The sequence below is a fragment of the Pseudomonas sp. H3(2019) genome (genome assembly GCF_007713465.1).
Lineage (GTDB): Bacteria > Pseudomonadota > Gammaproteobacteria > Pseudomonadales > Pseudomonadaceae > Aquipseudomonas.
In genome coordinates this window covers 33,054-57,827 of the sequence record NZ_VMSG01000024.1, presented here as the reverse complement: position 1 = coordinate 57,827, position 24,774 = coordinate 33,054, and the positions used below count along the sequence as shown (strand labels likewise).

Annotated in this window: 26 protein-coding genes and 1 tRNA gene; 11 read left to right on the top strand and 16 right to left on the bottom strand. The window is 59.1% G+C overall.

The genetic code is table 11. From position 1 onward, the window contains the following. The first annotated feature begins 25 nt into the window (after window positions 1-25). From FPT12_RS21765 to FPT12_RS21755, 3 genes are all read left to right on the top strand, one after another. Window positions 26-928 (top strand): LysR family transcriptional regulator, encoded by a 903-nt coding sequence (locus FPT12_RS21765; protein ID WP_145019858.1) that lies wholly within the window; start codon window positions 26-28, stop codon window positions 926-928. A 280-nt stretch (window positions 929-1,208) separates the two neighbouring features. Beyond that, entirely contained in the window at window positions 1,209-1,652 is a 444-nt protein-coding gene (locus tag FPT12_RS21760; protein ID WP_145019855.1) for a DUF3592 domain-containing protein, read from the top strand. A 3-nt stretch (window positions 1,653-1,655) separates the two neighbouring features. After that, complete coding sequence (locus FPT12_RS21755; RefSeq protein ID WP_054595614.1) at window positions 1,656-2,243, top strand: hypothetical protein; 588 nt, start codon at window positions 1,656-1,658, stop codon at window positions 2,241-2,243. Window positions 2,244-2,316: 73 nt separating this feature from the next. Here the strand turns inward: FPT12_RS21755 and ychF are convergent, their stop codons facing one another. From ychF to FPT12_RS21715, 8 genes are all read right to left on the bottom strand, one after another. Then, on the bottom strand, window positions 2,317-3,417 hold the full coding sequence (gene ychF / locus FPT12_RS21750) for a redox-regulated ATPase YchF (RefSeq protein ID WP_145019852.1): 1,101 nt from the start codon (window positions 3,415-3,417) through the stop codon (window positions 2,317-2,319). A gap of 23 nt (window positions 3,418-3,440) precedes the next feature. After that, window positions 3,441-4,025 (bottom strand): aminoacyl-tRNA hydrolase, encoded by a 585-nt coding sequence (gene pth, locus FPT12_RS21745; RefSeq protein WP_145019849.1) that lies wholly within the window; start codon window positions 4,023-4,025, stop codon window positions 3,441-3,443. 168 nt (window positions 4,026-4,193) lie between these two features. Continuing rightward, window positions 4,194-4,790 carry a 50S ribosomal protein L25/general stress protein Ctc gene (locus FPT12_RS21740; protein WP_145019846.1) on the bottom strand — a complete coding sequence of 199 codons (597 nt, stop codon included), beginning with the start codon at window positions 4,788-4,790 and terminating at the stop codon, window positions 4,194-4,196. A gap of 142 nt (window positions 4,791-4,932) precedes the next feature. Continuing rightward, window positions 4,933-5,874: a ribose-phosphate pyrophosphokinase gene (locus tag FPT12_RS21735; RefSeq protein WP_003171603.1), complete on the bottom strand. Its 942-nt coding sequence runs from the start codon at window positions 5,872-5,874 to the stop codon at window positions 4,933-4,935. A 46-nt stretch (window positions 5,875-5,920) separates the two neighbouring features. Next, window positions 5,921-5,995 (bottom strand) — tRNA-Gln (locus tag FPT12_RS21730). A 36-nt stretch (window positions 5,996-6,031) separates the two neighbouring features. Continuing rightward, a complete protein-coding gene (gene ispE / locus FPT12_RS21725; protein WP_145019843.1) occupies window positions 6,032-6,883 on the bottom strand; it encodes a 4-(cytidine 5'-diphospho)-2-C-methyl-D-erythritol kinase in 852 nt (283 codons plus the stop codon). Window position 6,884: 1 nt separating this feature from the next. Further along, a complete protein-coding gene (lolB, locus tag FPT12_RS21720; protein WP_145019840.1) occupies window positions 6,885-7,502 on the bottom strand; it encodes a lipoprotein insertase outer membrane protein LolB in 618 nt (205 codons plus the stop codon). Between the two features lie 4 nt (window positions 7,503-7,506). After that, the gene (locus tag FPT12_RS21715; protein WP_145019837.1) at window positions 7,507-9,231 is read right to left on the bottom strand and encodes a tetratricopeptide repeat protein; all 1,725 of its coding nucleotides are present in this window, start codon (window positions 9,229-9,231) and stop codon (window positions 7,507-7,509) included. A 216-nt stretch (window positions 9,232-9,447) separates the two neighbouring features. Here FPT12_RS21715 and hemA point away from each other — a divergent pair, with 216 nt between their 5' ends. The 6 genes from hemA (at window position 9,448) to FPT12_RS21685 (ending at window position 14,813) form a co-directional block, all read left to right on the top strand. After that, the gene (gene hemA, locus FPT12_RS21710) at window positions 9,448-10,737 is read left to right on the top strand and encodes a glutamyl-tRNA reductase (RefSeq protein ID WP_145019834.1); all 1,290 of its coding nucleotides are present in this window, start codon (window positions 9,448-9,450) and stop codon (window positions 10,735-10,737) included. Then, window positions 10,734-11,816, top strand: a complete 1,083-nt coding sequence (gene prfA, locus FPT12_RS21705; RefSeq protein WP_054595622.1) for a peptide chain release factor 1 — start codon at window positions 10,734-10,736, stop codon at window positions 11,814-11,816. Before hemA ends, prfA begins: the two co-directional genes overlap by 4 nt. Continuing rightward, the gene (gene prmC / locus FPT12_RS21700; protein ID WP_145019831.1) at window positions 11,817-12,647 is read left to right on the top strand and encodes a peptide chain release factor N(5)-glutamine methyltransferase; all 831 of its coding nucleotides are present in this window, start codon (window positions 11,817-11,819) and stop codon (window positions 12,645-12,647) included. Then, window positions 12,641-13,396, top strand: a complete 756-nt coding sequence (locus tag FPT12_RS21695) for a molybdopterin-synthase adenylyltransferase MoeB (RefSeq protein WP_103318437.1) — start codon at window positions 12,641-12,643, stop codon at window positions 13,394-13,396. The genes prmC and FPT12_RS21695 overlap by 7 nt, the downstream gene beginning before the upstream one ends. Beyond that, the gene (gene murI, locus FPT12_RS21690; RefSeq protein ID WP_145019829.1) at window positions 13,389-14,180 is read left to right on the top strand and encodes a glutamate racemase; all 792 of its coding nucleotides are present in this window, start codon (window positions 13,389-13,391) and stop codon (window positions 14,178-14,180) included. Before FPT12_RS21695 ends, murI begins: the two co-directional genes overlap by 8 nt. 114 nt (window positions 14,181-14,294) lie before the next feature. Next, complete coding sequence (locus FPT12_RS21685; protein WP_145019826.1) at window positions 14,295-14,813, top strand: acyloxyacyl hydrolase; 519 nt, start codon at window positions 14,295-14,297, stop codon at window positions 14,811-14,813. A gap of 63 nt (window positions 14,814-14,876) precedes the next feature. On the opposite strand, the gene FPT12_RS21680 is transcribed toward FPT12_RS21685, so the two are convergent. The 6 genes from FPT12_RS21680 to FPT12_RS21655 form a co-directional block, all read right to left on the bottom strand. Next, complete coding sequence (locus tag FPT12_RS21680; protein ID WP_145019823.1) at window positions 14,877-15,182, bottom strand: YkgJ family cysteine cluster protein; 306 nt, start codon at window positions 15,180-15,182, stop codon at window positions 14,877-14,879. 96 nt (window positions 15,183-15,278) lie between these two features. After that, window positions 15,279-16,061, bottom strand: a complete 783-nt coding sequence (locus FPT12_RS21675) for an SDR family oxidoreductase (protein WP_145019948.1) — start codon at window positions 16,059-16,061, stop codon at window positions 15,279-15,281. Between the two features lie 13 nt (window positions 16,062-16,074). After that, window positions 16,075-17,520 carry a deoxyribodipyrimidine photo-lyase gene (gene phrB, locus FPT12_RS21670; RefSeq protein ID WP_145019952.1) on the bottom strand — a complete coding sequence of 482 codons (1,446 nt, stop codon included), beginning with the start codon at window positions 17,518-17,520 and terminating at the stop codon, window positions 16,075-16,077. A gap of 21 nt (window positions 17,521-17,541) precedes the next feature. Next, complete coding sequence (locus FPT12_RS21665) at window positions 17,542-18,486, bottom strand: MerR family transcriptional regulator (RefSeq protein ID WP_145019820.1); 945 nt, start codon at window positions 18,484-18,486, stop codon at window positions 17,542-17,544. Then, a complete protein-coding gene (locus FPT12_RS21660) occupies window positions 18,487-19,449 on the bottom strand; it encodes a DUF523 and DUF1722 domain-containing protein (RefSeq protein WP_145019816.1) in 963 nt (320 codons plus the stop codon). Window positions 19,450-19,609: 160 nt separating this feature from the next. Beyond that, window positions 19,610-20,596: an NAD(P)/FAD-dependent oxidoreductase gene (locus FPT12_RS21655; RefSeq protein ID WP_145019813.1), complete on the bottom strand. Its 987-nt coding sequence runs from the start codon at window positions 20,594-20,596 to the stop codon at window positions 19,610-19,612. 196 nt (window positions 20,597-20,792) lie between these two features. On the opposite strand from FPT12_RS21655, the gene FPT12_RS21650 reads away from it, so the two are divergent. Then, window positions 20,793-21,695: a TIGR01777 family oxidoreductase gene (locus FPT12_RS21650; RefSeq protein WP_145019811.1), complete on the top strand. Its 903-nt coding sequence runs from the start codon at window positions 20,793-20,795 to the stop codon at window positions 21,693-21,695. Window positions 21,696-21,708: 13 nt separating this feature from the next. Beyond that, window positions 21,709-22,731 carry a ferrochelatase gene (hemH, locus tag FPT12_RS21645; RefSeq protein ID WP_145019808.1) on the top strand — a complete coding sequence of 341 codons (1,023 nt, stop codon included), beginning with the start codon at window positions 21,709-21,711 and terminating at the stop codon, window positions 22,729-22,731. Between the two features lie 37 nt (window positions 22,732-22,768). Here hemH and FPT12_RS21640 read toward each other — a convergent pair whose 3' ends face one another. Further along, window positions 22,769-24,043, bottom strand: coding sequence for a uracil-xanthine permease family protein (locus FPT12_RS21640; RefSeq protein WP_145019805.1), 1,275 nt, complete (start codon window positions 24,041-24,043; stop codon window positions 22,769-22,771). Window positions 24,044-24,045: 2 nt separating this feature from the next. Next, window positions 24,046-24,684, bottom strand: a complete 639-nt coding sequence (gene upp / locus FPT12_RS21635; RefSeq protein WP_145019802.1) for a uracil phosphoribosyltransferase — start codon at window positions 24,682-24,684, stop codon at window positions 24,046-24,048. Window positions 24,685-24,774 lie beyond the last annotated feature (90 nt).

Below are 24,774 nucleotides of genomic sequence, written 5' to 3'. Positions count from 1 at the left end.
GCATTTGAACTACTGAACGAAATTCATGAGTCAGCACCCCGATCTCTCTGAACTCGATGCCTTTGCCGCCGTTGCTCGCCATCGCAGCTTTCGCAAGGCCGCCGACGAGCGTGGCGTTTCGGCTTCGGCATTGAGTCACGCGATGCGAGCGTTGGAGGCGCGCCTGGGCATCCGACTGCTCAACCGAACCACTCGTAGCGTAACCCCGACCGAAGCCGGCCAGCAGCTATTGGCGACGCTGCTCCCGACCCTGCAGCAGGTTGCCGATACGTTGGCGCAATTGACCTCGATGCAGGAAGTGCCCACTGGCAAACTTCGACTCAACGTGGCGCGTCCGGCGGCTCGCATCGTGTTTGCACAAGTGCTCGCGCCCTTCGTAGCCAGGTATCCACGCATTCAGTTGGACCTGATCACCGATGATGGATTGACCGATATCGTGAACGACGGGTTTGACGCTGGAGTCCGCTTTGGTGAAAGCCTGGCCGGCGACATGATCGCAGTCCCTGTCGGTGCACCTCAATCGTTCGTGACCGTTGCTGCGGATGCCTATCTGGCCGCGAAGGGGATCGCACACGCACCCCGCGACTTGCTCGACCATGCGTGCATTGCCAGACGTTTTCCCAGTGGCAAACTTTACGCTTGGGAATATCAAGCAGACGGTCAACCGATACGGTTGTCCGTCACAGGCCCGCTCATTCTGGAAGACGATGCGCTGATGATCCAAGCGGCGAAAGATGGCGCTGGTATTGCCTATGTCTACGAGGAACTGGCGCGCGACGATATCCGGAACGGGCATCTCAGAGAAATACTCCAGGAATGGAAAGCACCGCCAAGCCGATTCTTTCTTTATTACTCCAGCCGGCACCATGTGCCACCAGCCTTGAAAGCGCTCATCGAATTCATCAGGGCGGGTGACTTGCGAACCTGATTCAGAACCATCGCGACCGGTTGAATCCACAGTCGAAAGTGGTCCCTCCAGGCAACTGGCCGATCTCACTTGCTGGCAAGCTCGACCCTATAAAGGACGGCCGGCATTGATCCCGCTCTCGGTCTGCTCCTGGTTGGCCGAGAGCGTCGACACTTTCCTTGCTTCGGTCAGGACGTCGCAATTCTCGAACAGGCATTATCTGCTGCGTCGTACAAAGCACTTCCCGGTGGTTTCTTGTTATCCTACCGCCCTCTTTCATGGACGAATACCGAGACAAGCCATGGCTAACCTCACCCCGTCACGCCTCGGGAAGATGCTTCAGGGGCTGCTCTTTGCCCTGATTGGTATCGGCTTGTTGGGCATTGCCGTCAATCTCACGCTGGAACGACGCGAATTCCTCGCCCACGCACAGACCGCCGATGGCATCGTCAGCCACTTGAATGCCGGTGGTTCGCATCCCGAAATCGCCTTCACCACCAGCAGTGGTGAAAAGATTTCCTACCCCCAGGGCGGCTTTATTTTTGGCTATCGGCAGGATCAGCCGGTGCGGGTGTATTACCTGCCCGAGCAGCCGGCCAGTAGCGCCGTGGTCGATACCCCTGCCGCACTGTGGGCCACTCCCGGAGTACTGGGTTGTATTGGTCTGCTGTTCACCCTTGCCGGCCTGTTAATGGGCATCCGCCAGTGCGGTCGCGGCGCAGTTCATTCACATAAAGGACTTTGAACGATGAGCTACAACATCCCGATCCCGCTCAATGAGAGTCGCTGGCAGTATCAGACCGCCAGCGGCGGCGGTCTGACCGTAGCCTTGGTGGCGGGCAGTGGCGGTTCGATCATCCTGCGTTCGCCCCAGGGCGAGAACGTCAGCTACCGCTACGGCGGCGTCGGGTTGGGGGTCGGATTTGGCGCGCGCCTGCCGCGTTTCGGCAAGATCAATATCCAGCTCAAGGGTAAGAGCGTAGGGGCAGCCGGTGCGGCGGAGGCTTTTCCCAGCACTGGCAAGGTGTTTGTCAGCGACGCCCTGGTCAGTCGTGACCTGACCAGTGACGACATCACCGGGCCTTGCCTGTATACCGAAGTGGGGGCGGGGCTGGTGGTCGGCGGTTCGGCCACGGCCCTGTTGTTCGGGCTTGATCCCAAGCTGCTGGCGTTGGCGGCGGTTCTAAGCTCCAACCCGGCGACCTCGCTCATTGCCTCCTCCACGGTCAACCGGCAGTTGCTGCAGTCGGCCAAGGGGGCGGTGGTCATGGCCGGCATGAACGCTGGCGTGCAGGCCGGTGGAGCTGCCGCGATCTACATGGGCTATCTGTTCTAGTCGCGCATAGCGGGTCGATATAACGCTCACAAAAAAGCCGCGAATCAACGCGGCTTCTTTGATTCCAACAACGTTAGACGTTGAAGCGGAAGTGCATCACATCGCCGTCTTTGACGATGTAATCCTTGCCTTCCAGACGCCATTTACCGGCTTCTTTGGTACCGGCTTCGCCCTTGTACTGGATGAAGTCGTTGTAGGCGATGACTTCGGCGCGGATGAAGCCTTTCTCGAAGTCGGTGTGGATCACGCCAGCGGCTTGTGGTGCGGTGGCACCGACGCGGACGGTCCAGGCGCGGACTTCTTCAACACCGGCGGTGAAGTAGGTCTGCAGGTGCAGCATTTCGTAGCCAGCGCGGATTACGCGGTTCAGGCCAGGTTCTTCGAGGCCCAGGGCTTCGAGGAACATGTCTTTTTCTTCGCCGTCTTCAAGCTCGGCGATTTCCGCTTCGATCTTGTTGCAGACCGGCACAACCACGGCGCCTTCTTCTTCGGCGATGGCCTTGACCACGTCCAGGTGCGGGTTGTTCTCGAAGCCGTCTTCAGCGACGTTGGCGATGTACATGACCGGCTTGGTGGTCAGCAAGTGGAAGCCCTTGATCACCGCTTTTTCGTCGGTGCCCATGTTCTTCATCAGGCTGCGCGCAGGCTTGCCTTCGGTGAAGTGAGCGATCAGTTGCTCCAGCAGGCCTTTCTGGACCACTGCGTCCTTGTCACCGCCCTTGGCGTTGCGCGCGACTTTCTGCAGTTGCTTCTCGCAGCTGTCGAGGTCGGCGAAGATCAGTTCGAGGTCGATGATTTCGATATCGCGTTTCGGGTCGACGCTGTTGGAGACGTGAATCACGTTCTCGTCTTCGAAGCAGCGGACCACGTGAGCGATGGCATCGGTTTCGCGGATGTTGGCCAGAAACTTGTTGCCCAGGCCTTCACCTTTCGAGGCGCCGGCAACCAGGCCAGCGATGTCGACGAATTCCATGGTGGTCGGCAGGATGCGCTTCGGATTGACGATGGCCGCCAGGGCTTCCAGACGTGGGTCCGGCATCGGCACGATGCCGCTGTTCGGCTCGATGGTGCAGAAGGGGAAGTTCTCGGCCGCGATACCGGATTTGGTCAGGGCGTTGAACAGGGTGGACTTGCCGACGTTAGGCAGGCCGACGATGCCGCAATTGAATCCCATGGTGTTTCCCCTAGGAGTTAGAGTCAGGCCTTCTGGCTGTGCAGGTTTTTCATCGCGCGGTTCCATTCTCCGGCGAGGATATCCGGCAGCACGCCGAGGGCAAAGTCGATGCTGGCATCGAGTTTTTCCTGTTCGGCGCGTGGCGCACGACCCAGGACAAAGTTTGAAACCATACTGGCAACGCCTGGGTGGCCAATGCCGAGCCGCAAGCGGTGAAAGGTATTCTGGTTGCCCAGTTGCGCGATGATGTCGCGCAACCCGTTGTGACCGCCATGCCCGCCGCCCTGTTTGAGCTTGGCAACGCCGGGTGGCAAGTCGAGTTCGTCATGCGCCACCAGGATTTCTTCCGGCTTGATGCGGAAAAAACCGGCAAGCGCCGCCACGGCCTGGCCGCTACGGTTCATGTAGGTGGTGGGAATCAACAGACGAACATCCTGACCCTGATGCGAGAAGCGCCCGGTCAGGCCGAAATATTTGCGATCGGCCACAAGGTTGACGCCTTGTGCTTGCGCGATGCGCTCAACAAAAAAGGCCCCTGCGTTATGCCGGGTCTGTTCGTATTCGGCGCCTGGATTTCCCAGGCCAACGATCAGTTTGATGGCAGTCACGTCAGGGGCCCTTCTTTGGAGTGGTGGATAACATCGCTGCAATAGGTGTGTGCGGCGAAAGTGGACGAAAAATGCTCATTTACCATGATGTAAACTTCGCGTTCCCGCCCGCTTTCTCGCTACGTTCCAGTCCGCGATGTTACTTCTCACTCCGGCGTACAGAGTGAATTACTCTGCAGCGCCTTCTGCAGCTGGAGCAACACGTGGAGCGTGAACGTTGGCAACTGCCAGGTCGTTACCGTGAGCCAGAGCAACAAATTCAACGCCTTTAGGGGCCTTGATGTTGGACAGGTGAATGATCGAACCGATTTCGGCGTCAGCCAGGTCGACTTCGATGAATTCAGGCAGGTCTTTTGGCAGGCAGGAAACTTCAACTTCAGCAACAACGTGCGAAATTTCGCCGCCTTTTTTCACTGCAGCAGCTTCGTTGATGAAGTGCACAGGAACGTGAGCGGACAGTTTCTGACCAGCAACAACGCGTACGAAGTCAGCGTGCATCACGTGGCCTTTGGCCGGGTGACGCTGCAGAGCTTTGATGATTACGTTTTGCTTGGTGCCGCCAACGTTCAGCTCGATGATGTGGCTGTAAGCCGCTTCGTTTTCGAGCAGTTTGGCAACTTCTTTGGCCAGCATGCTGATGGATTCAGGGGCTTTTTCGCCACCGTAAACTACAGCTGGAACCAGGCTTGCGAGACGACGCAGGCGGCGGCTCGCACCTTTCCCCAGGTCGGAACGCACTTCAGCATTCAGAGTAAATTCGTTCATGTTGTATCTCCAAAATAACCACATTCGCCCCAGCGTTTGCGACCAGCGCTAAAGGCGATATGGGCAAAAAAGCCCCGCCCCGACAGGTTATGCCGGGGCGGGGCGCTTTTCGTCATCGAGATGTATCCGAAGGGCAGGGCCCTTAGCGGAACATCGCGCTGATCGATTCTTCGTTGCTGATGCGGCGAACCGCTTCGGCAACTACCGGTGCGATATCCAGTTGACGGATACGTGCACAGGCTTGTGCTGCAGCGGACAGCGGGATGGTGTTAGTCACCACCAGCTCGTCCAGCACGGAATTTTCAATGTTTTCGATGGCCCGACCCGACAGCACAGGGTGTGTGCAGTAGGCAAAGACTTTGGCAGCGCCATGCTCTTTCAAGGCTTTAGCCGCGTGGCACAGAGTGCCGGCGGTATCGACCATGTCGTCAACCAGAATACAGGTACGCCCTTCGACATCACCGATGATATGCATCACTTCAGAGTGATTGGCTTTCTCACGGCGCTTGTCGATGATCCCGAGATCCACGCCCAGGGATTTGGCAACAGCACGTGCACGCACGACGCCGCCAATGTCCGGGGACACGATCATCAGGTTTTCGAAGCGTTGATCTTCAATGTCATCCACCAGTACCGGGGAGCCGTAGATGTTATCTACCGGAATATCGAAGAAACCCTGGATCTGGTCAGCATGCAAATCAACCGTGAGAACACGATCGATGCCGACTACGGTAAGCATGTCAGCGACGACTTTCGCGCTGATAGCCACACGTGCGGAACGCGGACGGCGATCCTGACGGGCATAACCAAAGTAGGGGATCACCGCAGTGATTCGAGTGGCTGAGGAACGACGGAAGGCATCAGCCATCACGACGAGTTCCATCAGGTTATCGTTGGTCGGAGCGCAAGTCGGCTGAATAATGAAGACGTCTTTACCGCGGACGTTTTCATTGATCTCAGCAGTGATTTCGCCGTCGGAGAACTTGCCGACAGAAATGTCACCGAGAGGGATATGCAGCTGACGTACGACACGCCGAGCCAGATCGGGGTTAGCGTTCCCCGTAAAGACCATCATCTTGGACACGCGCAGTACCTGAAGGCTGAGGGTAACCTGGATGAGTATAGGAAAATGGCAGGGGCGGCTGGATTCGAACCAACGCATGGCAGGATCAAAACCTGCTGCCTTACCGCTTGGCGACGCCCCTGTATCTGTTGCAACGAGTACCCAGTACCCGGTTCTTTTAGAGCAGACTTTGCAGCTTGCGATGCAACATCGAAACGTTGCTTCCTTTTGCTACAAATCCTGTAAGGGTCTCTGTAAGAAGGGCCGAGACTTTATCAGCTTCAGCTTTGCTTGGGAAGCCCCCAAACACACAACTTCCAGTTCCGGTGAGTTTTGCTTCGGTAAATTTACCTAACAAATTCAAAGCGTTACATACTTCTGGATAACGCCTTGTTACCACCGGTAAGCAGTCATTTCGACTGTTTCCCTTGGGAACGGGGCGCACTTTAATGGGAGAAGAGTTACGTGTCAACAGCGGATCTGAAAAAATTTCTGCTGTACTTACAGATACTTGCGGCACCAGTACGAGATACCACGGTTCTTCCGGGTCTACAGGGGTGAGCTTTTCTCCCACTCCTTCGGCGAAAGCCGCGTGCCCACGCACGAAAACCGGGACGTCGGCGCCGAGCGTCAGGCCCAGCGTGGCCAGTTGATCCTCATTCCAGCCCAGCTGCCAGAGGTGATTGAGGCCCAGCAACGTGGTGGCCGCATTCGAACTGCCACCACCGATTCCACCGCCCATGGGCAGGATTTTTTCGATCCAGATATCAATGCCCAGCGAACAACCGGATTGCTCCTGAAGTTTTTTGGCGGCTTTGACGATCAGATTGCTGTCGTGAGGGACGCCTTCGAACTCGGTGTGCAGGTGAATGACACCGTCATTGCGTACGGCGAAGGTGATTTCGTCGCCGTAATCGAGAAATTGAAACAGCGTCTGCAACTCGTGGTAGCCGTCTTCACGGCGACCGAGGATGTGCAGCATCAAATTCAGTTTTGCCGGCGAGGGCAGGGTCAGGCGAGTGGCTGGCATGTCATTGCCCCAGTTTGCGAGGTTGCCAGTCCTTGATCACCAGCGTGACATCAAGGTCGGTGCCGTGCAGTTTGATCCGCTCGGGCAGCCAATAACCGTTTTGCTGGATGTAGCTGAGGTACTCGACTTGCCAGCCATCCTGCTCGAGCGTGGCCAGGCGACTGTCGGCATCCAGGTTCAGGCGGCTTTTGCTGTCAGGCGCGGGCAATCCGCGAACCCACCAGACCAAATGCGAGACCGGCAGCTTCCAGCCCAGCTGTTCTTCGAGCAGGGCTTCGGGCGTTGGTGCCTCAAAGCGACCCTGGTTGGCCACTTCCAGCGACACCTGGCCGGGACGACCGGTCAAGCGTGCTGCGCCGCGACCCAGCGGGCCGGACAGGCGAATATCGTAGTAGTCCTGTCGTTGCAGCCAGAACACAGTGCCGCTGCCCGAATCTTTCGGGGCCCGGATACCGACCTTGCCGTTGATTTGCCAGCCGTCGAGGCTGGTCAATTGCTGTTTGTGCTCGCGCCATTGCGCGGGATTGCCGTGGCCCTCGACGGACTCACGGGCGCCAAAGCCCGCGCAACCGGCGAGCAGGGCGATGAAGCTGAAAACGATGATGTGGCGCAAAAGCATGATTTTAAAGAGTCTCGGAACCGGTCAGGCGCTTGATGGTGCTGCGCAGGGTAGGGCTGTCGGGTTGTTCCTTGAGGAATTTGCCCCAGATTTGTTTGGCTTCGCGTTGCTTGCCGTTTGCCCACAGGACTTCACCCAGGTGCGCCGCGACTTCCTGATCTGGGAAGCGCTCCAGGGCCTGGCGCAAGTAGCGTTCGGCTACATCGAGGTTGCCCAGGCGGTAATTCACCCAGCCGAGGCTGTCGAGAACGGCCGGGTCTTCCGGGTTCAGCTGGTGCGCGTGCTCGATCAAGGTCTTGGCTTCGTCATAACGCGTGGTGCGGTCGGACAGGGTGTAACCAAGGGCATTCAGCGCCATGGCGTTGTCCGGATCACGCTTGATGATCAGTCGCAGGTCTTTTTCCATCTGCGCCAGGTCATTGCGTTTTTCCGCGAGCATGGCCCGGGTGTAGAGCAGGTTCAGATCGTCCGGATACTGCTTCAAGCCTTTATCGAGAACGGCCCAGGCGCGATCATCCTGCTTGTTGGCAGACAGGGTTTCGGCTTCGATCAGATACAGCTGGATCGCGTAATCCGGTTGTTCGTCGCGTGCCCTGGCCAAACGGCTTTGGGCTTCGGCGGTGCGTCCGTTGTTTATCAGGATGTCGGACTGACGCAGTTGCGCCGGCAAATAGTCGTTGCCCGGGCCGACCAGTGCGTACTCGATCAGGGCGCCTTGCGGGTCGTTGCGTTCTTCGGCGATGCGACCCAGGTTCAGGTGGGCCGAGTCGACATGGCTTTCCCGGGCGATCAGGTCTTCCAGGTAACCCTTGGCCTCCTTCCAGGCCTTGGCTTCCAGGCAAACCAGTGCCAGGGAATAGCGCAACTCGTCGTCTTCCGGATACTGCTGGACCAGGCTTGAGAACTGCTCTTTGGCGTCGTCCATGCGGTCCTGTTCGACCAGCATCCGGGCATACGTCAGGCGCAAGCGTTTGTCGTCCGGGTATTTGCGGATGCTTTTTTCCAGCAGCGGCAGCGCTTCTTTGCCACGGTTAAGGCTTTGCAGCAGGCGAGCGCGCAACAGAATCGGGGCGATTTCACCGTCTTGCGGAGGGTTTTTCTCAAGCAGCGCCAGTGCACCCTTGGTGTCACCGTCCTGTTGCAGCAACAGGGCCTTGCCGAAAATTAGTTGGCTATTTTTCGGATGGCGCAGCAGCAAACGGTCAAAACTTTTCATCAGGCCGTTGCGGGTGTCCTGATCGGTATCGGCCGCGGACAGAGCGAGGAAGTCGAAGTGAGTATCGCCCTTGCCCAGCAGAACCTTCTCCATATAAGCCATGGAGTCGTCATAACGCCCGGCCCGGGCCAGTTGCACGGCGGCGGCGCGCTGTGCTTCGAGGTCGTTCGGCGCGTTTTTTGCCCAGATCAGCGAGCTATCAAGCGCTGCCTGATCGGCGCCCAGGTATTCGGCGATGCGAAAGGCTCGCTCGGAGATGCCCGGGTCCTGGGTGTTGACGGCCTGGGTAACGTAGTTGTCCAGGGCAATGTCGAAACGATTGCGCTGGCCAGCCAGTTCCGCGCTCAGCAGGCTGAAGATCGTGTCTTCGCTGAACGAGCTGTAAACCTTGGGCTTTTCAGGGGCCTTCGTGCTGCCTTCGACCGGCGGGGTACCGCTCGGCGAAACGGGTGCCAAGGCCTGGCAGCCGCTGAGGAAGACAAAAGCGAGGAGCAACGCGGAAGATCTATTCATATGGGAAGAGGACGACTAACCTGCGGTCGGATCATCATGACACAAGCCTTCGACCAAACATAACCGGCCTGTCAATTTGCCGTTGAACTCAATCCCTGTTCAGGTGCTCGAGCCCCTGTATAGAGGCAAGGTATCAGGACAATAGTCGGCAATGGTTGTTCTGAGTCAGGCGAAGTAGGACAATTGTCGGCTTCTCGACATCATCAGCGATCTTGAATGGCCTTCCTTGCACTCGGTATTAACCACAAGACTGCTTCCGTAGACGTCCGCGAGCGCGTGGCTTTTACTCCAGAGCAGCTGGTTGAGGCCTTGCAGCAGCTCTGCCGACTCACCGACAGCCGCGAAGCTGCGATCCTCTCCACCTGCAATCGCAGTGAACTCTATATAGAGCAGGATCAGCTTTCTGCCGATACCGTGTTGCGCTGGTTGGCCGATTATCACCATTTGAGCCTCGATGAGCTGCGTGCCAGCGCTTATGTGCACGAAGATGATGCGGCAGTTCGTCACATGATGCGTGTCGCCTCCGGGCTCGATTCGCTGGTGTTGGGCGAACCGCAGATTCTCGGCCAGATGAAATCGGCCTACGCCGTGGCCCGCGAGGCCGGCACCATTGGTCCGCTGCTTGGGCGTTTGTTCCAGGCCACGTTCAATGCGGCGAAGCAGGTGCGCACCGACACCGCCATCGGTGAAAACCCGGTGTCCGTGGCGTTTGCCGCAGTCAGCCTGGCGAAACAGATTTTCAGCGATTTGCAGCGCAGCCAGGCATTGCTGATCGGCGCTGGCGAGACCATTACCCTGGTCGCCCGCCATTTGCATGAGCTGGGCGTGAAGCGGATCGTGGTCGCCAACCGGACCCTGGAGCGCGCCAGCATCCTGGCTGAGCAGTTTGGCGCCCATGCGGTGCTGCTCTCGGACATCCCGGCAGAACTGGTGCGCAGTGATATCGTCATCAGCTCGACCGCCAGCCAGTTGCCGATTCTTGGCAAAGGCGCGGTAGAAAGTGCCTTGAAATTGCGCAAGCATAAACCGATCTTCATGGTTGATATCGCTGTACCACGGGATATCGAACCGGAAGTCGGCGAGTTGGACGACGTTTACCTCTATAGCGTCGACGATCTCCACGAAGTGGTCGCCGAAAACCTCAAGAGCCGTCAGGGTGCTGCCCAGGCGGCGGAAGAAATGGTTTCCATCGGTGCCGACGACTTCATGGTTCGCCTGCGTGAACTGGCAGCGGTGGATGTGCTCAAGGCCTATCGTCAACAGAGCGAACGTCTGCGTGATGAAGAATTGCAAAAAGCCCAGCGCCTGCTTGCCAACGGCAGCAGTGCTGAAGACGTGCTGGTGCAACTGGCCCGCGGCCTGACCAACAAACTGTTGCATGCTCCCAGCGTACAGTTGAAAAAGCTTACTGCCGAAGGCCGCCTCGATGCGCTGGCCATGGCCCAGGAACTCTTTGCCCTCGGTGAGGGTAATTCGGATAGCTCTTCGGATAAAAAACCGCAATGAAAGCGTCACTGCTCAATAAGCTGGACATCCTCCAGGACCGTTTCGAGGAACTGACCGCCTTGCTTGGCGATGGTGAAGTCATTTCCGATCAGAACAAATTCCGTACCTATTCAAAGGAATACGCGGAAGTTGAGCCGATTGTCGCCACCTATAAACAGTTGCTCAAGGTTCAGGGCGATCTCGAAGGTGCCCAGGCGCTGCTCAAGGACAGCGATCCGGACATGCGCGAAATGGCCGTCGAAGAAGTCCGCGAAGCCAAAGAGCAACTGATCGAACTTGAAGCCAGCCTGCAACGCATGCTGCTGCCCAAGGACCCGAACGACGGGCGCAACGTGTTCCTGGAAATTCGTGCCGGTACTGGCGGCGACGAAGCGGCGATCTTCTCCGGCGATCTGTTCCGCATGTATTCGCGTTACGCCGAACGGCGTGGCTGGCGGGTCGAGATTCTGTCGGAGAACATCGGCGAACACGGCGGCTTTAAAGAAGTTATCGCGCGGGTCGAAGGCGACAATGTCTACGGCAAGCTGAAGTTCGAATCCGGCGCGCACCGCGTGCAACGGGTTCCGGCCACTGAATCCCAGGGACGTATCCACACCTCGGCCTGTACCGTGGCGGTATTGCCTGAGCCGGACGAACAGGAAGCGATCGAGATCAACCCGGCAGATTTGCGCGTCGATACCTATCGCTCCTCCGGCGCAGGCGGTCAGCACGTGAACAAGACCGACTCGGCGATCCGGATTACCCACTTGCCGTCGGGCATCGTGGTCGAGTGCCAGGAAGAACGTTCCCAGCACAAGAACCGAGCGCGGGCGATGTCCTGGCTATCGGCTAAATTGAATGACCAGCAAACCAGTGCTGCGGCGAATGCCATCGCCAGCGAGCGCAAGTTGCTGGTGGGGTCGGGCGACCGCTCCGAGCGAATCCGTACCTACAATTTCGCCCAGGGGCGGGTCACCGACCATCGGGTCAACCTGACGCTGTATTCCCTCGACGAAATCCTCGCGGGTGGCGTCGATGCCGTGATCGAGCCGTTATTGGCCGAATTCCAGGCAGACCAACTGGCAGCGATAGGTGAATAAATGACCATCATTGCCAGTTTGTTACGTGCAGCCGACCTGCCTGACTCGCCGACCGCGCGCCTGGATGCTGAATTGCTGCTGGCCGCGGCCCTGGGCAAGTCCCGCAGTTTTCTGCACACCTGGCCGGAGCGCATCGTTCCCAGCGAAGCGGCGCTGATCTTTGCCGAGTACCTGCAACGTCGTCGCTCCGGCGAGCCGGTGGCCTATATTCTCGGCCAGCAGGGTTTCTGGAAGCTGGACCTGGAAGTGGCGCCGCATACGCTGATCCCGCGCCCGGACACCGAGTTGCTGGTCGAAACTGCCCTGGAACTGGCGCCCGCAACACCTGCCAAGGTTCTCGATCTGGGCACCGGAAGCGGCGCGATTGCCCTGGCTTTGGCCAGCGAGCGTCCAGCCTGGCAAGTCACTGCAGTGGACCGGATCCTCGAGGCCGTGGCCCTGGCCGAGCGCAATCGCCAGCGTCTGCACTTGAACAACGTCACGGTGCTGAGCAGTCACTGGTTCAGTGCGCTGAAAGATCATCGCTACACGCTGATCATCAGTAATCCGCCTTATATCGCCTGCGCCGACCCGCATCTGGTGGCCGGTGACGTGCGTTTCGAGCCGGCCAGTGCGTTGGTGGCCGGCACCGACGGGCTCGATGACTTGCGTTTGATCATCGCCCAGGCGCCTGGCCACCTGGAAGCGGGCGGCTGGTTGATGCTCGAGCACGGTTATGATCAGGCCGATGCCGTGCGCGATTTGCTGCTGACCCAAGGTTTTGAAGAGGTCCACAGCCGCAAGGACCTCGGTGACCATGAACGTATCAGTCTGGGGCGTCTACCGTGCTGAATGATCAGGAGCTGTTGCGGTATAGCCGGCAGATTCTGTTGCAACACGTCGACATCGACGGCCAATTGCGACTCAAGCAAAGCCGCGTCCTGATCGTCGGCCTCGGCGGGCTTGGTGCGCCGGTCGCGCTGTACCTGGCGGCTGCCGGCGTCGGTGAGTTGCATCTGGCGGACTTCGACACGGTCGACCTGACCAACCTGCAACGGCAGATCATTCACGACACCGACAGCGTCGGGCTGAGCAAGGTCGACTCGGCTATCCGGCGTCTGACGGCGATCAACCCCGAGATTCAACTGATCGCGCATCGCACCGCGCTGGACGAAGACTCGTTGGCGGCTGCAGTGTCGGCGGTCGATGTGGTACTCGACTGCTCCGACAATTTTTCCACCCGCGAAGCGGTGAACGCGGCGTGTGTAGCGGCGCGAAAACCCTTGGTCAGCGGCGCGGCGATTCGCCTGGAAGGGCAGTTGTCGGTGTTCGACCCACGTCGCGCCGAGAGCCCGTGTTACCACTGCTTGTACGGGCACGGCAGCGAAGCCGAACTGACCTGCAGCGAGGCCGGCGTGCTCGGTCCGCTGGTGGGGTTGGTGGGCAGCCTGCAAGCGCTTGAGGCGTTGAAACTGTTGGTCGGGTTCGGTGAGCCGTTGGTGGGGCGGTTATTATTAATCGATGCCTTGGGGGCGCGGTTCCGTGAGTTGCGGGTCAAGCGTGATCCAGGCTGCAGTGTTTGCGGGGGCAGGCATGCGTGAAGCGCCCATCGGCGTGTTCGATTCCGGGGTCGGCGGGTTGTCGGTGCTGGCTGAGATCCAGCAATTGTTGCCCAATGAATCGCTGTTGTATGTCGGCGATTGCGGGAACATTCCCTATGGCGAGAAATCTCCCGAGTTCATTCGCCAGCGTTGCAGCGTAGTCGCGGAGTTTTTTGTCCGGCGAGGTGCCAAGGCCTTGGTCGTGGCCTGCAACACGGCAACCGTGGCCGGTGTCGCGGATTTGCGTCGCGACTACCCGGACTGGCCCATCATCGGCATGGAGCCTGCGGTCAAGCCAGCCGCCGCGGCCACTCGCAGTGGCGTGGTCGGTGTGCTCGCCACTACCGGGACGTTGCAGAGCGCCAAGTTCGCGGCCTTGCTCGACCGTTTTGCCACCGATGTACGGGTCATCACTCAGCCGTGCCCAGGGTTGGTGGAGCTGATCGAAGCCGGTGATCTGCACAGCCAGGAGCTGTGCCAGTTACTGGCCGGTTATCTCGAACCTCTGCTGGCAGCCGGGTGTGACACGATTATTCTCGGTTGCACGCACTATCCTTTCCTCAAGCCATTGCTCAAGCGGATGCTCCCCGCTGACATCAGCCTGATCGATACTGGCGCGGCTGTTGCCCGGCAAACCCAGCGCCTGCTGGCCGAGCGTGAGTTGCTCGCAGTGGGGCCACCTCGCGACGCGCAGTTCTGGACCAGTGCCAGCCCCGAGCACCTGAGAAATATCCTGCCGCTGCTCTGGCATAACGCCGGGGTTGTGCAAAGCTTCAGTCTGTAGAAATCGTTTTGGGGAACGCTTCAAGTGGATGAATTTCTGTTGAAGCGTGGATTTTCATAGCCCGTCTGTTGAGCCAAAAAAACAAACATAATCGTTCAGAAAAGGATGTTTCTCATGAAGCGACTGTTCTGTTTAGCCGCGATCGCGGTCGCGTTGTTGGGGCACAGTTTTACCGCACAAGCAGCTGGCGTCGAGTTTGCGGTTGGCCAGACCTCCGGTTCGACCCAGACTTATCGCCTGGGCCTGCAATGGGATTGGGATAAAAGCTGGTGGCAGACTGATGTCGGGCGCGTGACGGGCTACTGGAGCGGTGCGTACACCTATTGGAATGGTGACAAGACCGTAAGCAATCACAGCCTGTCGTTCTCTCCGGTGTTCGTTTACGAGTTTGCCGGGCAAACCGTCAAACCTTATCTGGAAGCCGGCATCGGCGTTGCGGTGTTCGCTCACGACGAAGTGGACGACCGCCGGTTGGGCGAGGCTTTTCAGTTTGAGGATCGATTGGGGTTCGGCCTGCGGTTTGCTGGCGGGCATGAAATCGGGATTCGCGCGACGCATTACTCCAACGCCCATATCAACGTCACCAATGACGGTATAGAAAGCTACGCGTTGCATTACACGATGCCGCTGTAATGACTGGCTGCTTCATTGTGGGAGCGAGGCTGGCTCCCACAGGTGTATTTGGCTAACTTGCACTCAGCGATACGCCGTCGCAATCCCCTGACGCTCATCGATGCACTCCGGCGCACCCATCTCGAACTCCCGGCAGATCAGCGGGCGCTTTTCGTAAATGGTGCACATCATGCTGTCGCGATCCAGTGCGGCGCACCAGCCGTCATCCAGGCGCAGCATGACTTCCCCGCCCCAATCGTCGGTGTCGATAAAACGTTCGGGCACGCCAGTGTCGGTGATCAGCATGACTTCGAGCTGGCAACAGCAGGCTGCGCAGGTCGAGCAGGTGACCGCCGGTTCAGCGATGGTCTTGATGGGGATCGTGTTCATAGGTGCGCAGTGTAAGGCAGCGCGCCGTAACTGTGTGAAAGGCCAGACGGACGCTCAACCGGATGAGGCTGCCGACGGGCGTTGCTCATGATCTGTTTACGGCGTATCGATGCTTGGCGGCGAGCGCCTGACCATGCGTTTGCCGATCACTAATTTTCTACGGTTGAATAGTTTCGACAGAGGCCAGAGTGCGGCCATGGACAGGGCCAGGAGGGGGATTTCCTGCGGGCGCTGCTTGAGTTTTTCGACGACATGGCGCGCGGCTTTATCGGCTGACCAGATCTGTGGCATCGGATAGTCGTTGCTCCCGTTCAGCGGGGTGTCGACGGAACCTGGGCTAACCAGGGTGACTTCAACACCTTTCGACGCCGGATCAATGCGCAGGGACTCAAACAGATACCGCAGCCCGGCTTTCGAGGCACCATAGGCTTCGGTCCGAGGCAGGGCCAGGTCGGTTACTGAGCTGACAATACCCACCAGATGGGGGGCGAAGCCAGCGCGCAGCAACGGCAGGGCAGCTTCGATGCAATAGCTGCTGGCGAGCAGGTTGGTACGCACCACATGTTCGATGATCGAACCGTCGAACTGCTGGGTGTCAACATACTCACAGGTGCCGGCATTGATAATCACGGTGTCCAGCGAGCCCCACTGCTGCTGGATTCGCTCGCCGATCTCGCGCACGGTCTGGCTGTTGGTCAGATTACCCGCCACCACCAGCACTTGCCCCGGATACCGCTGGGCCAGGACTTTTAATGGCGCAATCGTGCGGGCACTGACCGCCAGGTGCATGCCGGACTTCAACAGTTCTTCGGCCAGTGCAGCACCAATGCCATTGCCGGCCCCCGTCAGCCAATACCGTCGTGGCGTTGTATGACTCAATCCACTCTCCTTTTCAGTCATGTATCGCTCCGACATCCAGGCGCGAAGGCAAATGTTTGAACGCCGCCAGTGCGCGTTCGCGTGACTGGCCCAGATTGACGATTGGCAGTGGATAGTCGGCCACGCCAAACAGTCCGCCCATGGCCGCCGGGTTGTGGATAGCTTTGTTGTCCAGCCCCGCCAGCTCCGGCAGCCAGTGCTTGATGAACAGGCCCTCAGCGTCGAATTTTTCCGACTGGCTCAGCGGGTTGAAAATCCGGAACCAGGGTGCCGAATCGGTACCGGTGGAAGCGCTCCACTGCCAGCCGCCGTTGTTCGCGGCCAAATCACCATCGATCAAATGGCGCATGAAAAAACGCTCACCTTCGCGCCAGTCGATCAGCAGGTTTTTTGTCAGGAACATCGCCACCAGCATCCGCAGACGGTTGTGCATCCAGCCGGTTTCCAGCAGTTGGCGCATGGCGGCGTCGATGATCGGCAGCCCGGTGCGCGCCTCTTTCCAGGCCGCCAGCTCATCCGGAGCGTCGCGCCAGGCAAGGGCTTCGGTTTCCGGGCGAAAGGCGCGGTGCCGGGAGACCCGTGGATAGCCCACCAGAATGTGTTTGTAAAACTCGCGCCAGAGCAGTTCGTTGATCCAGGTGATGACGCCGACGCTGCCGCTTTCGAACTCGCCTTGATTGCTTTGCACGGCGGCGTGCAGGCACTGGCGTGGCGAAATCACCCCGGCTGCGAGGTACGCGGACAACTGGCTGGTACCGGGTTTTGCCGGGAAGTCGCGTTGGTCCTTGTAGTCATCAATCTGCCCTTGGGCGAAGTGCTCCAGACGCCGATGGGCTTCACCTTCACCGGCGGGCCAGAGCAGGCGCAGATGTTCGCTTGGCGTGTCGAAACCCTCGACCTGCAATGGAATCGGGTCACGGTTGATGGCCGTTGGCACCTGGACCCCGGGGGCGGCAGTCAGGCGGGGTAATGCGCCGTGCAGGCGGGCGTAGCAAGCTTTGCGGAATTGGCTGAAGACCTGGAAGTACGTACCGGTTTTGGTCAGCACGCTGCCGGGCTTGAACAGCAATTGATCGAAGTAGCTGTAAAAGCCAATGCCCGCAGCGTCGAGAGTCTTGCTGACGGCCGCATCACGGCGACTTTCATTCACGCCGTATTCCTCGTTGACGTGGACCGCCTCGACGTCCAGCTCTGTGCATAACTGGCCAAGCACCTGCGGCGCATCATCCCAGCGTGCGGCAGTACGGATCAGCAAGGGAATGTTCAGCTCGCCGAGGGCGTGGCTCAGCTCGCGCAGGTTACGCAGCCAGAAATCCACTTTGCACGGTGCATCATCGTGGGCATGCCATTGCAGCGGGCTCAACAAATACACCGCCACGCATGGACCATGAGCGGCGGCGGCTGAGAGGGCAGTGTTGTCATGCAGGCGCAAGTCGCTGCGCAGCCAGATCAATTGCAGGGAAGTTTTGCCTACAAGCATTTAAATGAGCCCGCGCTGAAGCAGTGCCTGATGGGCCGACAAGGGATCTTCGGCCAGAGATAAATCGGCTATTTCAGAGGTTATGGCGGACAACTCGGCGTGGTGGATGCACACGGCAGGGCCGGCCATGAGTTTTGGGCCGCCGACATTGGTCAGAAGTTTCAATAAATGTTTGAGATCGATTGTTTTACTGGAATACAGCAGCACACCGCGCGCTTGCAGATGCTCGACCGCCAGTGCCAATTCGCCGGCTGGCAACGGCCAGTCGAACACTTCCACGGGGCAATCGGCGCTGCTGATCAGCCAGGCGATGAGCCACAGATGCGGCTCCAGGGGTAAGTCGGAGTGATTGATCAGCAGCAACGGCGCGCCGCGCAACTGACGGTTGTTGTGGTAGACCCTTGCACCGAACTTGCTGCGCAACCAGGAATAAAAGAACGCCCGCTCCATCTGCGCGCCGAACTGGCCTTGCCAGCGCTGCTCGAGTTCGGCCAGCAGCGGCATCAGCAGTTGCTCGCACAAGGTGCGCGGTGGATACAACGACATGGCCTGATTGAGCGTCTCATCGAGCTGGCGCTCGGCGAGTTGTCCGATCGCCTGCATCAGCTTGAGGCGCAGGACGTGCCAGTCATTTGTGACCGGTTCACGCAGTGCTGCTGGCGTATCCAGCAGCTGTTTGATCTGGCTGACGGCCACGCCGCGATTGAGCCAGGTGAGAATGTCATGGATCCGCTGCACATGTTCGACCGAGAACAGTCGGTGTCCCTTGGACGTACGCAGCGGCACGATCAGGCCATAGCGACGTTCCCAGGCACGCAGGGTAACGGCGTTGATGCCGGTGATTCGTGCAACTTCGCGAATCGGCAGCCAATCATTCTCCGGGGGCTGTTGATCGCCGGTGCCTGGGCTGTCGTCATGGGGATAAGTGTCAGGTTCGGTTTTCATTTAGATCGCATTTCGCAAGCTGAGATTTTCCGGGTGCGGTTGCAGGTACGCCTGCTGCATAACGTACGGATCGGGATGATGGCGCAAGTGATGCTTGAGCAATGTCAGTGGCACCACCAAGGGCACGATGCCGTGGCGGTACTGACCGATCACATGCTGCACTTCCTGTTTGTCTTCGGCGCTGATGAGCTGTTTGAGATAGCCGCTGAGGTGTTGCAGCACATTGGTGTGGGTGCCGCGGGTGGCGCATTTTTTCAGTGCCGCCATCAGCTCGCTGAAATAGCGCGGGCCGAGTTCATCGGGATCGGTCTGGCCCATATCACCCAGGAGCTTGCCCAAGGCTTTGTATTGCAGTGGGTTATGGGCCATCAACAGGTATTTGTAGCGTGCGTGAAAGTCGGTCAGAGCATTGCGACCCAAGCCGTTTTGCAGGAGCTCCTGCCAGGCTGAGTAGGCAAATACCCGGGTCAGGAAATTCTCGCGGAGTACGGGATCGTTCAGTCGACCGTCTTCTTCCACCGGCAGGTCCGGGTGTCGGGCGCAAAACGCTTGAGCGTAGATGCCGCGTGCACCGCCGTCGTGCGGGCTGCCGTTGGCGTGGTAAACCTTGACCCGCTCCAGGCCACAGGACGGTGATTTCTGCATGAAGATATAGCCGCAAATATCGCCCAGCGCGCCGGCCATTTGCTGGCCGTAGTTCGTCAGTGCCTGAGTGACATCCAGTTCGTGGTGAACCGTACCAACGGCGTGAGGTTGCAGCAGATCGCCGACCAGTCGAATCGGCTCGCGGGGAACCCCCAGACCGATGGCGACTTCCGGGCACACCGCAATGAACTCGAAATAATCCGTGAGGGTTTGACTGCACAGCCGAGAGGCTTTATGCCCGCCGTTGTAACGCACCTCGGCACCCATCAGGCAGGCACTGATAGCGATTTTCGGTTTGCTTGCGGAGTCGAAGGGCATGGAGGTACCTCGGATCTATATTTGTACAGGCTGTGCACGCTGTACAACACGGTTTGATCATAGATCCAAAGGTGTACAAGTCAAATTGTTTGTATAAGTTTCACCCGCTCCATCTTCTTGTGGGTTTCATCACGCGACAGCTGTGCGGGGTTGATACGCTTCACTGCAGGTGTGCGTGCAGACGACGAGCCGCTTCCTGACCGCTCATCCAGGCCCCTTCGACGCGCCCGGACAGGCACCAGTCGCCACACACGTACAAGCCCAGGTCGGCATCGGCCAATACGCCCCATTCATGGCTGCTGGACGGGCGTGCGTAGAGCCAGCGATGGGCAAGGCTGAAGACCGGCGCGGGCATGGAGTCGTGCAGCAGCTCGGCGAAGGCGCCGTGCAGTTGCTCGATCACCGCCTCTTTAGGCAGGTCGATATGTTGTCGGCTCCAGTTGCTGTTGGCGTGCAATACCCACGTGTCGAGGGTGGTGTCGCGGCCCGGCTTGCTACGGTTACGCGCCAGCCAGTCGAGCGGGCTGTCCTGTACAAAGCAGCCTTCCATCGGCGTATCCAGCGGCGTGTCGAAGGCCAGCGCAATGGCCCAGGTCGGGTCCATTTTTACCCCGGCGGCGACCCCGGCGAGTTTCGGCGCGGCGGCCAGCAGGGCAGTGGCTTGCGGCGCCGGCGTAGCGATGACGACATGGCTGAAGGGACCGTGGGTGAAGCCTTCGGCATCCTGCAAATGCCAATGTTCTTCGCCACGATAGACCTCGGTAATCCGGCAAGCGAAATGCGCTTCCGTATCGCCGATCAGCGCGCGGGTGATGGCGCTCATGCGTGGGGTGCCGACCCAGCGGGTCTGTTCATCCGGTGATGGGCTGAGCTGGCCACCTTGATAGTGGTAGAGCTGCGGCGTCCATTCCGCGACCCAGCCATTGGCTTGCCAGCGCTGGACTTCAATGACAAAGCGGCGATCACGGGCGGTGAAGTATTGTGCGCCCATGTCCAGTGCGCCGGCGTCGCTGCGTTTGCTCGACATGCGACCGCCGCTGCCACGGCTTTTATCGAACAATTGAACGACGTACCCGGCCTCTTGCAAGGCTTGGGCTGCCGAGAGTCCGGCGATGCCGGTGCCGATGATTGCGATGGGTACAGTCATAGAGGCCTCGTTTACCTTTCTGTACAGGCTACGCTGCAGGTTAAACCTATACAACATTGTTTTCTGGTATAACTTTCAGCGTTCTCGTTCTGGCAGGTTGGCCTATTGTTAAACACAGAACCTGCCTGATCCGAAACATCCCTGCTTATAAAAATAGACTAGTGATCAGGGTAAAACGCCACGCGAGGAAGATGTCATGCACATATTGCTGACCGGCGGTACTGGTTTGATAGGACGTCAACTCTGCCGACACTGGTCGAGCCAGGGCCATAGCCTGACGGTGTGGAGTCGCAGGCCTGAACAAGTCGCCAAATTGTGCGGCACGCAGGTACGTGGCGTCAGGCGTCTGGAAGACATTGGCCAACGTCCGGTGGATGCGGTGATCAATCTCGCGGGTGCACCGATTGCTGATCGCTTGTGGACTCATCGACGCAAGGCGCTGCTTTGGAGCAGTCGAATCAGGCTTACCGAAACCCTGCTGGCGTGGCTTGAAAGCCGTGAGCAGAAACCGCAGCTGTTGATTTCGGGCTCTGCAGTCGGCTGGTATGGCGACGGCGGTGAACGTGAGTTGAGCGAAAAGTCGCCGCCGGTCAGCGAAGACTTCGCCAGCCAGTTGTGCATTGCCTGGGAGGAGACCGCACAGCGCGCCGAGACGTTGGGGATTCGGGTAGTGCTGGTGCGTACCGGGTTGGTGCTGTCGGCGGAGGGCGGCTTTTTGTCGCGGCTGTTATTGCCGTTCAAACTGGGGCTGGGCGGGCCGATCGGCAATGGTCGGCAGTGGATGCCGTGGATTCACATCGATGATCAAATCGCCCTGATTGATTTTCTTCTGCATCAGAAAGACGCCAGCGGTCCTTATAATGCGTGCGCGCCAAAACCGGTGCGCAATCGTGAGTTCGCCAAGACCCTTGCCAGCGTTTTGCATCGGCCGGCGTTCATGCCGATGCCATCATTTGCCCTGAAGGTCGGTCTTGGCGAGTTGTCACTGTTGCTGCTGGGTGGTCAGCGGGCGACACCGACGCGCTTGCTGGCGGCGGGTTTCACATTCCGCTTCACTGATTTGCGTGCGGCCCTGGACGACCTGTCCAGCCGCCTTTGAAATAGGACGTTGCATGACCGATCACGCGTTGCTCCTGGTCAACTTGGGTTCACCCGCTTCCACACAGGTGGCTGACGTGCGCAGCTACCTCAATCAATTTCTGATGGACCCTTATGTCATTGACCTGCCATGGCCGGTGCGGCGTTTGCTGGTCTCGCTGATTCTGATCAAGCGTCCTGAGCAATCGGCTCACGCCTATGCCTCGATCTGGTGGGATGAAGGTTCGCCGCTGGTGGTGCTCAGTCGCCGTTTGCAGCAAGCGATGACCGCGCAGTGGACCCAGGGGCCGGTCGAGTTGGCCATGCGTTACGGCGAGCCGTCGATTGAGTCGGTGTTGACCCGCATGGCTGCTCAAGGGATCAAAAACGTCACCCTCGCACCGCTTTATCCACAGTTCGCCGACAGCACCGTGACCACGGTGATTGAAGAGGCCAAGCGGGTGGTGCGCGAGAAGAAACTGAATGTGCAGTTCTCGATTCTCCAGCCGTTCTACGATCAGCCGGAATACCTCGACGCGTTGGTGGCCAGTGCCAGGCCGTACCTGGAGCAGGATTACGATCATCTGCTGCTGAGCTTCCATGGATTGCCAGAGCGGCACCTGAAGAAACTCAACCCGGGCCATAGCTTTGAGGGCGACGGTGATTGCTGTGCCGACGCGCCGCCGGAAGTGGTCGCGACCTGCTATCGCGGTCAGTGCTTGCGTACCGCCGCAGCATTTGCCGAGCGCATGGGCTTGCCGGACGGCAAATGGTCGGTGTCGTTCCAGTCACGGCTGGGCCGCGCCAAATGGATCGAACCCTACACCGAAGCGCGTCTTGACGCGTTGGCCAAGCAAGGGGTGAAGAAGATTCTGGTGATGTGCCCGGCGTTTGTGGCCGACTGCATCGAAACCCTGGAAGAGATCGGTGACCGTGGGCTCGAGCAGTTCCGCGAGGCCGGAGGCGAGGAGTTGGTGCTGGTGCCGTGTCTCAACGATGACCCGCACTGGGCGCAGGCGTTGAGCACCTTGTGTGAGCGAGCGCCGTTGGCCCTATAGGCGATGATCGTTCCCACGCAGAGCGTGGGAACGATCTTTAGAGCAACGGCTCATCCGCCTTCTTGTGCTTCCAGCTGTCATTGCCCGGCAGAATCAGGTTCAGCGCGATCGCCACGACAGCGCACAGCGCGATGCCCTTGAGGCCGAAATCCTGCGCGCCGGTACCGGTGCCGACCAGCATGCCGCCAATCCCGAACACCAGCGTGACCGAGACAATTACCAGGTTGCGCGCTTCAGCCAAATCGATCTTGTGGCGGATCATGGTGTTCATCCCCACCGCAGCAATCGACCCGAACAACAGGCAAAGAATACCGCCCATGACGGGTACCGGGATGCTTTGCAGCAGTGCACCGAACTTGCCGATAAACGCCAGGCTGATGGCAAAGATCGCCGCCCAGGTCATGATTTTCGGGTTGTAGTTCTTGGTCAGCATCACCGCGCCCGTCACTTCAGCGTACGTGGTGTTAGGTGGGCCACCGAGCAGGCCGGCGGCAGTGGTTGCGATGCCGTCGCCGAACAACGTGCGATGCAGGCCGGGCTTCTTCAGGTAATCACGTCCGGTCACGCTGCCGACTGCGATCACGCCGCCGATATGCTCAATGGCCGGGGCCAGCGCCACCGGGACAATGAACAGAATCGCCTGCCAGTTGAACTCCGGCGCGGTGAAGTGCGGCAACGCAAACCACGGTGCGGCAGCGATCTTCGCGGTGTCGACGACGCCGAAGAAGAACGCCATGCCAAACCCGACCAGTACGCCGGAGATGATCGGCACCAGACGAAAGATACCTTTACCGAACACTGCCACGATCAGCGTCGTCAGCAGCGCTGGCATGGAGATCATCATGGCGGTCTGGTAATGAATCAGCTCCGAACCGTCACCGGCCTTGCCCATCGCCATGTTCGCGGCAATCGGCGCCATCGCCAGGCCGATCGAAATGATCACCGGGCCAATCACCACCGGTGGCAGCAAACGGTCAATAAAACCGGTGCCCTTGATCTTCACGGCCACGCCGAGAAAGGTATAAACGAAACCGGCCGCCATCACCCCACCCATGGTCGCTGCGAGGCCGAACTGGCCCTTGGCGAGAATGATCGGGGTGATAAAGGCAAAACTCGACGCCAGGAACACCGGCACTTGCCGCCCGGTGACCACCTGGAACAGCAGAGTCCCGAGGCCCGCCGTGAACAGCGCAACATTCGGGTCGAGGCCGGTAATCAGCGGCATCAACACCAACGCGCCAAACGCCACGAACAGCATCTGCGCGCCAGACAGCACCGTGCGCCAGAGCGGGTCGTTGAACTCATCCTGCATGCTCACGCGTCCTTCTGCTTGGTACCGAAGATCTTGTCGCCGGCATCGCCCAGACCCGGGATGATGTAGCCGTGTTCGTTCAATTTTTGATCAATGGACGCGGTGTAGATGATCACGTCCGGGTGAGCCTTCTCTACTGCGGCGATGCCTTCAGGGGCGGCCACCAGGACCATCGCGCGGATGTCCTTGCAACCGGCCTTTTTCAGCAGGTCGATGGTGGCGACCATCGAACCGCCGGTGGCGAGCATCGGGTCGATGATCATTGCCAGGCGTTCGTCGATTTCCGGAACCAGTTTCTCCAGATACGTGTGCGCTTCGAGGGTTTCCTCGTTGCGGGCCACGCCCACGGCGCTGACTTTGGCGCCCGGGATCAGGCTGAGCACGCCTTCCAGCATGCCGATGCCGGCGCGCAGGATCGGTACGACGGTAATTTTCTTGCCGGCGATCTTCTCGACCGAAACCGTGCCGCACCAGCCTTCGATATCGTAGGTTTCAAGGGGCAGGTCTTTGGTCGCCTCGTAAGTCAGCAGGGCACCGACTTCCTGAGCGAGCTCGCGGAAATTCTTCGTGCTAATGTCGGCGCGGCGCATAAGGCCAAGTTTGTGTCGGATCAGCGGATGGCGGATCTCACGAATGGGCATGGGGAAAGGCTCCGGCGGCGGGCAAAAAAACCGGCCTAGATTAATCTATCCGAGGGTGTTGTCCTATAGACATACTGTACGTTAGTCCAG